Origin of the sequence: Paenibacillus sp. LS1 (assembly GCF_026013365.1) — a bacterium.
Lineage (GTDB): Bacteria > Bacillota > Bacilli > Paenibacillales > Paenibacillaceae > Paenibacillus.
In genome coordinates this window covers 26,771-35,701 of the sequence record NZ_JAPDOE010000023.1, presented here as the reverse complement: position 1 = coordinate 35,701, position 8,931 = coordinate 26,771, and the positions used below count along the sequence as shown (strand labels likewise).

General features: G+C 48.6%; 9 protein-coding genes. 2 read left to right on the top strand and 7 right to left on the bottom strand.

All coding sequences use genetic code 11. The annotated features are described in order from the left end of the window. The 3 genes from OM416_RS31315 to OM416_RS31305 all read right to left on the bottom strand — a co-directional run. Positions 1-483: hypothetical protein (locus tag OM416_RS31315; RefSeq protein WP_264936176.1), on the bottom strand; the 483-nt coding region annotated here is incomplete at its 3' end. A 49-nt stretch (positions 484-532) separates the two neighbouring features. Continuing rightward, positions 533-1,882, bottom strand: a complete 1,350-nt coding sequence (locus OM416_RS31310) for a hypothetical protein (RefSeq protein WP_264936173.1) — start codon at positions 1,880-1,882, stop codon at positions 533-535. A gap of 207 nt (positions 1,883-2,089) precedes the next feature. Further along, on the bottom strand, positions 2,090-3,421 hold the full coding sequence (locus OM416_RS31305; RefSeq protein WP_264936170.1) for an MFS transporter: 1,332 nt from the start codon (positions 3,419-3,421) through the stop codon (positions 2,090-2,092). A gap of 349 nt (positions 3,422-3,770) precedes the next feature. On the opposite strand from OM416_RS31305, the gene OM416_RS31300 reads away from it, so the two are divergent. After that, positions 3,771-4,232 carry a MarR family winged helix-turn-helix transcriptional regulator gene (locus OM416_RS31300; protein ID WP_076334262.1) on the top strand — a complete coding sequence of 154 codons (462 nt, stop codon included), beginning with the start codon at positions 3,771-3,773 and terminating at the stop codon, positions 4,230-4,232. Positions 4,233-4,632: 400 nt separating this feature from the next. Here OM416_RS31300 and OM416_RS31295 read toward each other — a convergent pair whose 3' ends face one another. The 3 genes from OM416_RS31295 to OM416_RS31285 form a co-directional block, all read right to left on the bottom strand. Next, the gene (locus OM416_RS31295; RefSeq protein WP_264936178.1) at positions 4,633-6,138 is read right to left on the bottom strand and encodes an MDR family MFS transporter; all 1,506 of its coding nucleotides are present in this window, start codon (positions 6,136-6,138) and stop codon (positions 4,633-4,635) included. A gap of 47 nt (positions 6,139-6,185) precedes the next feature. Continuing rightward, positions 6,186-6,758 carry a GNAT family N-acetyltransferase gene (locus OM416_RS31290; protein ID WP_264936167.1) on the bottom strand — a complete coding sequence of 191 codons (573 nt, stop codon included), beginning with the start codon at positions 6,756-6,758 and terminating at the stop codon, positions 6,186-6,188. A 196-nt stretch (positions 6,759-6,954) separates the two neighbouring features. Beyond that, positions 6,955-7,251 (bottom strand): hypothetical protein, encoded by a 297-nt coding sequence (locus OM416_RS31285; RefSeq protein WP_036614170.1) that lies wholly within the window; start codon positions 7,249-7,251, stop codon positions 6,955-6,957. Positions 7,252-7,436: 185 nt separating this feature from the next. On the opposite strand from OM416_RS31285, the gene OM416_RS31280 reads away from it, so the two are divergent. After that, positions 7,437-7,916, top strand: a complete 480-nt coding sequence (locus tag OM416_RS31280; RefSeq protein ID WP_062837648.1) for a GAF domain-containing protein — start codon at positions 7,437-7,439, stop codon at positions 7,914-7,916. 110 nt (positions 7,917-8,026) lie between these two features. On the opposite strand, the gene OM416_RS31275 is transcribed toward OM416_RS31280, so the two are convergent. Further along, the gene (locus tag OM416_RS31275; RefSeq protein ID WP_264936164.1) at positions 8,027-8,842 is read right to left on the bottom strand and encodes a MerR family transcriptional regulator; all 816 of its coding nucleotides are present in this window, start codon (positions 8,840-8,842) and stop codon (positions 8,027-8,029) included. Positions 8,843-8,931 lie beyond the last annotated feature (89 nt).

The window sequence follows — 8,931 nt, the reverse complement described above, 5'->3', positions numbered from 1 at the left end:
AGCATTCACGTTCAGACCGAGACCTAGTGCGCCGCGGGTTTCGCTCACAGTGCTGCTGTTGACGTTACGCTCATCGCCGCCTCGTGAATAGTCGCTCATCGTTGTACCTTCTCCCGACACATTGGCATTCAGGCCAAGGCCCAGCTTGCCAGAACTGCTACGCTCAGCAGTGTAATCGGAAGAACGATCATTGTATCGGTTCGTGCTCTCTGAGGATAAGCCGGCATTGAGTCCAAGATCCAAATTCAATGCTCCACTTGCACTGGATGAACCTCCGTAGCTACCATGGTTCCCGTAACCTGTGTCACGGTGTCCTGACAGAAGAGATCCCAACTCCAGACGCAAACCTGCATTCAGATCCAGATTGCCACTGCTATTATTGCTATAGCTATCTGCGTAAGTTGCCTGCGAAGCTCCCAGCAATCCAGCTACCAACGTACCCGACAATACCGACAATTTTACCCAACGATTCACTTTTTTCATGATGATATACACTCCTTCTCAATTTTGGTTGAATTAACGCCATTGTTGCCTAAGAGAAAGAGGTATATTGTGGCGGCCGCCCCGGTGGTGCCTGTGACCATTGACTGAACCCATCCAGCCGTTCCATTCGGAAAGCAAAATCGTAATCTGGCGTAACCAGACCCGTTGTTGCTCCCGGAAGTGCAGCGGCTGGAGCGGTTGCTCCACCTCCAGTTACACCGGACGAACCGGAGCTTGTCCCTGCGGAAGCATTAGCTGCTCCGGGAGAAGTTGCTGCAACAGACCAACTTGTTGGTCGTTCTGTGCGAGGCTGCAATGGAGATGCTGCATCAGCATCATCTTGTTTCAGAATGGCTTCCTGTTCACTCTGCACTTGTTCAGTAACAGATGGTTCAGCAGTTGGCTGATCTACGAGGAATAACTCGTTATCTGGCAATCCTGCATTGACATCGGAATCCGACGTCAGATCGGTTCCTTCCACAGGCAAGGCCTGCGGAACAACAGGTTGTTCTGGACGTACTTCAGATTCCGGGGTGACTTCAATCACTTTGCCCGTAACCTGTACTGCGTCCTGTCCTTCCTCGTTGTTCTGAGATGAAACGGGGTCTGCGAGTGCACTCGTATTGGAAGTTTCACCATTCGGTGTTTTGACGACCGCCGGTTGTTCCGGAGTGACTACAGGCCGTTCCGGCTTCACACTTGGAATCTCCACCTTTTCCTGATCAGGATTGAGTTCAGCGGATACGTCTACAACTGGAACTTCTGCTTTCACAGATGGCAGCTGGACATTTCCCTTACTCAGATCCACACGGGATGAGGAGATATTGACCGAAGTAATTTCATGTACATCCACCTTCACGGAAGGCAATTCAACCTTACCCTGCCGAAGGTCTGTTTTCACAGCAGACGTCTCTGCCTTGATGACCTCGGGTACCTCTGCGGTAATACCAGGCAAGGAAGCTGTACCTTCATTCAGGTTCACCTGACTGCTTGATACATCGGCTTTGATCACCGGTGTATCCGCCTTTACAGACGGCAGTTCGACGGTTCCCTTCTTCGCATCAATCCCAATCTCTGATGTTCCGGCCGATCCAAGCGGTGTATCTACTTTCAGCTCAGATACACTCAGCTTACCTGTGGATTCATTCGCTTTGATCGACGGAACTTCAACATCAAGTAGTGGTGTGGATACCGATACCGATGGAGTCAGATTCAACCCGCCATCCGAATCGCGTGAAAACAGATTTAGCGACAATCCGCTGGACGGTTTTTCAGAAGATACCTGAGCATCATCCGCATATACATGCGACGATCCAAACCCCAGCATCAAAGTCCCGGCAAGTATTGCCAGTGGTATGCTTCCAAGACGTACGATCGATTTTGGTAACTTTACATTCAAGTTGCTTCACCCCCTTTCCGCTAATGCGTTGGTGGGACAAGGCATATGAGTTTTCCCCTATGAATAATTAGAATACAGGGATTTCTGCCTGTTCCTCATTACACGTGAAGGCGTTTACTCAAACGCTTTTTTATCAAAAACTTAAAATTTGAAGTAAATTCAAACCTTCATTTCAACTCTTTTAAACTGAGCAGGTCCGGCATATATTCAGTCGCCCGCAGTCATTGTCTTGGCCGCAATGGAGTCATTCAGATCGACTTTTTTCCCGTTGCGTTTCATCAAATAAATCAACCCAAGCAAGGTCAGCAAAATGCCTGAACAGACAAACGCCGGCACTACACCAAATGAGGTGACCATGAATCCACCTGCCACCGGGCCCATAATATTACTGGCTGTCATCACGCTGCCTACCGTTCCAAACACTCTGCCTGTCATCGCCTCAGGTGTCTGTTCCTGTAGCAGGATCTGGAAGGGCACCACTGCAAAGCCGATTCCGATTCCCGCGAGGGCAAACAAAGTTATAAGCAGCAGGTGCGCACTAAGTCCAGCCGATGGCCAAGCCACGACAATCATTCCGGCTGCACCAATAACCAGACCCGTAAGTGAGGTTCCCAGACCCATTTTCATAACATGCCCTGCATGCTTCCACTTCCTCACACTCATCGCTGCAATTAATGTGCCTACACCACTGGCCGCCACGCACCATCCCAGCAGATCACTTGAAATTCCGGGAAGCTGTCTAAATAACACCACAGTCTGTGAATCGGCAAATTGCAGAAAAAGTATGGCTGAAGCAAGCAAGATCAGAGACGTTCCTACGTGAGGAAGAGATGCGAGCATGCGAATGCCCTCCAGTGTTTCTTTCCAAAAAGAGTCTTTTGGGCGGTTGTGAACATTCCCAGCTGTCTCTTCCTCTACTTCTGTTACGTTATGAATTGCGGTTTGGATCACCCGATTTCCAGGAATCCACAATAAAATGATGCCGGAGATTAGAAAAGACGCTGAATCGAGAACAAAACACCAAGTGATGCCAAAAGCAGCTACCAACAGTCCACCAAGCGCTGGACCGATAATTTTTGACAACTGTTCAATCACTGAGCTGATGGACACCGCTTGCGCAAGCTGTTCATGCGGTACAATTTCCTTTATCTTTCCGTTTTTGGCAGGAGAGAAGATGACATCAAATAGAGATTTGAGGACAAGCAGTATGTAGACGTGCCAGATCTGGTCGGCAAAAATCAACGCACCCACGATGACGATTCGCGCGCCATCAGCAGCAATCATCAACCATTTGCGATTCATCCGATCCGCGAGCGCTCCAGCAAACGGCCCCGTCACCAACATGGGTAATGCTGCGGACAACATTACAAACGTAATCTCCCACGGCGTTGCATTCCAGCGGATGCCTACGAGTGTCAGGATCGCCAGCAGATGCAGCCAGTCACCCAGATTGGAGATGGCCTGTGCCACCATCAATGTTACAAAAGATCGGTTATTCTTCAATGGTCGTTGTGCTTCAAACGTTAACTCACTTGTCATCCTTCTTCTCCTCCAGTACCTTCCGAATTCATAATATGAACTCATTATAAGAGAGCAAGGCTTGACTCAACCTCCTGCCAGAGGCGGAGAAGAAGCGACATCTGAAGGATGATTTTCCTGCAAGATGAATGATCAAATTTTAAATGCTAAAAATGCAGATCTTGTGACATATCGCATGTTTTTCGTGGAAACAGAGGTTTACAATAAGAGCATGGCGACAACCTGAATCGTCAAACATAACTAACCAACTCATATAAGTTGAAATAATCTTTTACATGAACAGCATAACGGAGAGGACCACTCTTCATCATTTCAACTTATAAAACTAATCTGAAAAGGCGGGATCAGCATGCTGGAATTACAAGAAATTGGAGCCGAACGTTCACTTCATCTGTACCGCACCTTGGCCCAGACATTTAAGAGCGTGAATGAACACGCTGTATCCGGAAGCAAAGTGCATGGCTTCAACCCCACCGCATATGGGGTGCTCGAAGTGTTATATATGAAAGGTGCTCAGCCGATTCAACAGGTTGGTGCGCAGCTTCTGCTGCAAAGTGGAAATGTGACCTATGTGATTGATAAGCTGGAGCAAAAAGGACTGTTACTCCGTAAGCATTGTCCACAAGATAGACGTATCATCTTTGTGGAACTGACCGAAGAAGGTCAGCGTACCATGGATGAAATATATCCCGGCTATGCGGTGAAGATCGACCGTGCTGTCAGTGGACTGAGCGAGGAAGACAAGGAACTGCTGTCCGAACTTTTGGGAAGGCTTGCACATTCTGCAGACCGTTTATCCGCGAGCAGCTAGAGCGTATCTTCATACCTGCCGAAAGCCGGAGCGTAACTGAATGTTCTTGAGCAGATATGGAGCGGGAGCGCTAACGAACCTGTGACGTCTTATTCAAGGGTTTGAAGCGCTCGCAGCATTTTAAGGAACCTGACACACGCTATCTTTGAATAAACAGCCGTTTACAACGTGTTTTTCAAGTGATCTCGGGAAGTAACGTGTCTCATGTTTCTTACAATTTAAAAAGAGGAGCAAAAGGTCAAATAAGACGTCCTCAGTTCCTTAGAAATTCGTTTGGACGATTCACCAGGATCAACCAGCCTGTACTTCAAAATGCTTCAGACTCGGACATCCGTCAACAACAATAAAAACCGGATTTGCCAGACATCGGCGAATCCGGTTTTTCGTATATATCTTCTTTTTACTTTGATGCTTGTGGCTGCGGTGGAGCATCCGCATCTTCGGGTACGATCAAGCGTTTGCGTAAAGCCAGTGTCGTTACCCACGAGACCAATGCAATGACAAACATAATCACAAACAGGGAATGCAAGCTTCCTTCCAGCACGTTACGCAGCAACGCCCATTTGTCATCCGATAGGGCAGCATCCGTATGTGGTGCGAGAAGCTCGTTCAGATCATTTTCCGAAATTCCGGCTTCCGCCAGATTCTGTTCACTGGATAACGTGGAGATTCTATAGTTCAACCAGGTACCAAAAGCTGCTGCACCAATCGTCTGTCCCAACGTACGCATGAACGTATGCAGTGCCGTAGAGGAACCACGCTCCTTATACCCTACGGAGGACTGTGCAATAATAGTGAAGATCGTAAACGCAAATCCGAAACCGAGACCATAAATAAAGGTCAATATGAAGAGCACAGCCTGCGGGGATGTCCCGCCCACCAGAAAGAGTCCACCCGATCCGATCGCAATGCCCGTTAATCCAATCAATGCGGTCATACGTGATCCAATTTTCATTAACAGGCGGCCTGCCAACACACTACCAATGAGCCAGCCCACCGACATCGGCGCGAGCAGCAGCCCGGATTCCGTCGCATTACCTCCCCGAACCCCCTGCACCCAGAGCGGCAAATAACTGGTCAGGCCGATCATCAGAGTACTGGTTAGTAGTCCCGCGATATTCGCCACACGGATGTCCCGAATTCGGAACAGATGTAGAGGAACCATTGGAGCCTGAGCTCTTTTTTCCACCACGAAAAATAAAATGATAAACAGAGCGGCAATCACACTCAGTCCTATAATCAACGGAGAACTCCAGGCATAATACTGTCCACCCGCCGACAGGACGAAGAGCAATGCCGTAATGCCTACCGTGAAAGTCAACGCACCGACATAGTCAATTTTGGCTGTACGCGGAGAGATATCTTCCTTCAGATAACGAAATACAAACCACATCGCGAGCAGACCAAATGGCACATTAAAACCAAAGATCCACTGCCAGCCCAGATTATCTACAAAATAACCACCAAGCAACGGACCCGCCAGAGAGGAAATACCCCACACGGAGCTGATCCAGCCCTGAATTTTGCCACGTTCTTCAATGGCGTAGATGTCTCCGATAATCGTAAACGTAACAGGAACTACCGCACCCGCACCAATCCCCTGAATAGCACGGAAAATAATCAATTGCTCCATATTCTGCGACAGACAGCACAGGAGTGAACCCAGTAAAAATAAGGCACAGCCAATCAGAAATACAGGCTTTCGTCCATACAAGTCACTGATTTTGCCGAAAATGGGTGTACTCACAGCCATCGTCAGCAGATATGCGGTGAAAATCCAGCTAAGCAGCTGTACACTCCCCAGTTCACTGACAATGGTTGGTCCCGCCGGGCCAATCACGGTGCCTTCTATCGCTGACAGAAATGTCGCGAGCAACAGCCCCGTCAAGATGAAACTGCGCTTCAAACCTCCGGTTGCATTCACACAAACCCTTCTCTCTTCGTTTCTCTCTTTTATTTACCTCGCTTGCGAAGAAACTCATCATACAGCATCGAGTACATCACCATATCCTTATAGCCAGTGGATGTATGCTGCACCTGACGTAGCAGCCCTTCCCGCGTAAAACCGCGGTTCGTCAGGAACTCGCCGGAAGCCAGATTACGCGGATCAACCAGCGCTTCAATCCGATTAAGTCCCATGGTCTCATAGCCGAAGGGCAGCAATGCCGAGAAAGCCTCCGTCATATAACCGTGTCGCCAGTAATCACGTCCAAGCTCATATCCGATCTCACCCCGGAATGCGCCTTCAAGCTGCCATGTGTTGAATCCACAGCTGCCGATGAGCTTACCTGTCTCTTTGAGTTCGATCCCCCACCGTATCGCATCCTCTTCCCCTGCCATGTGGTTAAGCAGTCCAATCATGTCCGCCGCTTCGCTTGTCCCAATCATGGGTGCAAGATTCATATAACGGGTCACCTCGCGATCTGACCAGCATGCGAACATCTGGGCCGCATCCCGGCGACGCATTTTGCGCAGACGAAGCCGCGCAGTCTCCATTTCGGGAATTCTTCCTTTGCATTTATACATATAAAGACACTCCGATCCGATCCATCTCTGCAGACCATAAGATTCACTAGTCATCTAATCATAACCTGCGCCGAATGGCAACTATTCAGTCATGGACACACGTCAAAAAACCGGGCCAATGTCGCTCCCGGTCTTGTTGTACGTATGGATCAATTCAAGTTTGAGTGAATTACATCAGGGCTTGTCCAAATGAATTTTAAGCTTTGGACGTTTTCTTGCCCTTCCCCAGTAATTCATCGCTAACCCGGCCAAACACAGCCGTGATTTCCTTGAATTCTTCAATGCCAGTCCCGGTTAGGCTCCATTGGTCCCCGTGGGCGGTCAGAAAGTTTTCCTGAGTCAGGTGTTCAAGCTCCTGCTTGATCTCCCGCTCTCCAACGCGATATCCCCGTTCTTCCAATAAGGGCAGCGCCTCGCTAACGTTCAAATCCTGATTTTGGGCGAAATATAGTAGATGTATCCGTACAAAAAGATTCTGTACCTCTGCATGCATAAGCCAAGCTCCTTCCCGGGTTATAGCCCTCCGTGGTTGGTAAGTAATTACCCCACGCAAGAAGCTGAGAAACAGGAGGATTCTTCAGGTATTCCCTTCCCTTTCCGAAATCCTCCGCTTGACTAACCGCATCCTCTGCACTATCTTGAAAATAAGTACCATTTTGCTCGGGAGGGTGATTTACCATGTTTCAAGCTGTTTCCTATGAAGGAACACGAAGTGAGCAGCACACCGCCGTCCTGGGACAGTTAAGTGCTCTGATCCGCGATGAACCTAGTGCGATTGCCAATCTGGCGAACGCTGCTGCGCTGCTCAATGTATTTATGACCGACACCAATTGGGTCGGCTTCTATCTGTATGATGGAAAAGAACTGGTCCTCGGGCCATTCCAAGGACTACCTGCCTGTATCCGAATTCCATTGGGACGTGGCGTATGCGGTACATCTGCTGCGGAAAAACGTACCATGGTCGTTGACGATGTTCATGCTTTCCCAGGCCACATTGCCTGCGATGCAGCATCAAACAGTGAGATCGTCGTACCAATTATCAAAAACGGCGAACTGTACGGGGTGCTGGATATCGACAGCCCGATCAAAAACCGTTTTGACGACGAAGACCGCGTCTTCCTCGAGAAAGCCGTAAGCCTGCTCACAGAGCAGTTGTAAGTGAACAACCCGTAATAACAAAGAGCGCAGTCCTCTCAGAGGTCTGCGCTCTTTGTTATCCATTATAGTTTCACACCCATGTTCTTGCTCGCCCATGTTACTGTATGCATCTAGGATAAATCCTGTTCCGCTTTAATCATCATCCCGTCGCGCAGGAATTCAGCCAGCCTCGGGTGGTAACCATCGTACATCTTGCGGAAATCTCGATGCTCGACGTACAGATTGGCCAGATCCCGATAGATCTCAGCGGTGGGCGTATAATAACCCTTAATCCATTCAAGATGCCTGCCAATAATCCGTTGTACTTTCGCACTACTCGGTTCCAATCCATCCTCAATGGCCTGTTGCAAGTCGAGATGAACCAGATCAATTTTTGCCTGGGAGTCGAGATAATCTTCCTTTGACTTCAGTTCCTGATTTTCAGACAATGCGGACGAATTGGAAGATTGGATGTCGGACCTTTGAACGTCCTCTGTCTGCACTTGGTTCATATCATTATTGACTGCATGGTTAGAACTCGCTTCTTCATTCAGCAGCTGGTGACGTCCCTTATTTACAAAACCGATATACAGCTCATGTTCATCAAGTTCCTGTTCACCTTGCAAATGAGAAATCGTTTTGTCCAGTGTCTGAATCAATCCATGCAGACGGAGTGCCTTCTCCAGAATCTCAATGCGATGCTGCTGCATGATGCGAATGACATCCTGAGGATTATCGCGGAGCATCGATCCAATCTCAGTTTCCTCCATGCCTACTTCCTTACAGAAGAGGATTTGCTGGAGTCTCAACAGTTCTTGCTTTTCATAATAGGTTTCCTCATCCAAACCACCAAAGGCCGGATTCAGCAGACCTGTCTCCGCATACTGGCTCAGCTCGTTCAGACTTACGCCTGACATTCCGGATACGTCAACCATGGAATATGCCATTTGAATACACCTCCTGCCTGTCCTGCAACTCCTGAGTCAGGCTTATTTCATACTGCATTTTATTTGAATAGTGAGAGATTATAAGACTT

Coding starts and splice junctions, on each gene's coding strand:
- OM416_RS31275 (WP_264936164.1), bottom strand. CDS start 8,842: ATGGCATATTCCATGGTTGACGTATCCGGAATGTCAGGCGTAAGTCTG.
- OM416_RS31305 (WP_264936170.1), bottom strand. CDS start 3,421: ATGACAAGTGAGTTAACGTTTGAAGCACAACGACCATTGAAGAATAAC.
- OM416_RS31280 (WP_062837648.1), top strand. CDS start 7,437: ATGTTTCAAGCTGTTTCCTATGAAGGAACACGAAGTGAGCAGCACACC.
- OM416_RS31290 (WP_264936167.1), bottom strand. CDS start 6,758: ATGTATAAATGCAAAGGAAGAATTCCCGAAATGGAGACTGCGCGGCTT.
- OM416_RS31285 (WP_036614170.1), bottom strand. CDS start 7,251: ATGCATGCAGAGGTACAGAATCTTTTTGTACGGATACATCTACTATAT.
- OM416_RS31300 (WP_076334262.1), top strand. CDS start 3,771: ATGCTGGAATTACAAGAAATTGGAGCCGAACGTTCACTTCATCTGTAC.